1 pseudogene is annotated in these 1,029 nt (G+C 63.4%); it reads left to right on the top strand.

The features are described 5' to 3' along the window. Nucleotides 1–878, top strand: a pseudogene (locus BMY22_RS23530) (Tn3 family transposase); the annotation flags it as partial. Nucleotides 879–1,029: the final 151 nt, after the last annotated feature.

Below are 1,029 nucleotides of genomic sequence, written 5' to 3'. Positions count from 1 at the left end.
CGCATCATGCGGGGCAAGTTCCAGAAGGAATCGGGAGCTCAGCATCAGATCTCAGGGCGCGGTTTCGAAGGTAGGGTTTATGGAGCGGTTACGTACAACCTGATCTCCGACCAGTTCTCCGGGCTGAACGCTATCACCGTGCCCGGCACCCTGCGCGACAGCCTGGTTCTGCTGGCTGTGGTCCTAGAGCAGCAGACCGAGTTGCAGCCCACACAGATCATGACCGACACCGGCGCCTACAGCGATGTGGTGTTCGGGCTGTTCCGCCTGCTCGGCTACCACTTCAGCCCGCGCCTGGCCGACGTCGGCGGCATCCGTTTCTGGCGCTCGCACCCGGACGCGGACGCGGACGCGGACTACGGCAAGCTCAACGGCCTGGCCCGGCAGTCGGTCAAGCTCGACCTGCTCGCCGAGCACTGGGACGACCTGCTGCGTCTGGCCGGCTCGCCCAAGCGCTGGCTGAGTTCGGCCGCATCGAGAAGACCCTGCACACCCTGACCTACATCGACGACGAGTCCAAGCGCCGCGCCACCCTGACCCAGTTGAACCGGGGCGAGGGCCGGCACAGCCTGGCCCGTGCCGTATTCCACGGCAAGCGCGGCGAGCTTCGCCAGCGTTACCGCGAAGGCCAGGAAGACCAGCTCAGTGCCCTGGGTCTGGTGGTGAACATCATAGTGCTGTGGAACACCCTCTACATAACGGTCGCCCTGAAGCAGCTCAAGCGGCAGGGGCATCCGGTGCAGGAAGAGGATGTCGTCCGGCTCTCGCCGCTGATTTACGAGCACATCAACATGCTGGGTCGGTATTCGTTCGCAGTGCCGGAAGAGGTTGCACGCGGGGAGCTACGGCCGTTGCGTAATCCAGACGACGATCTCTGATCGAGACAAGCCCAGAGCTTACGTTGGTTTTTGGTTCCATTGCTCCCCAAACCCCAGGACGGCTGCGAGCCAAAGGACATTCGCCCCATGATGCTCGACGCCATCACCGAGCGACCGCTTGAGCGCCTGCTGCGTTCGCTTCAATGATCGA

The sequence above is a fragment of the Azotobacter beijerinckii genome (assembly GCF_900110885.1).
Taxonomy (GTDB): domain Bacteria; phylum Pseudomonadota; class Gammaproteobacteria; order Pseudomonadales; family Pseudomonadaceae; genus Azotobacter; species Azotobacter beijerinckii.
Note: the sequence above shows the minus strand (reverse complement) of the source record. Positions and strands in the feature narration are given on the sequence as shown.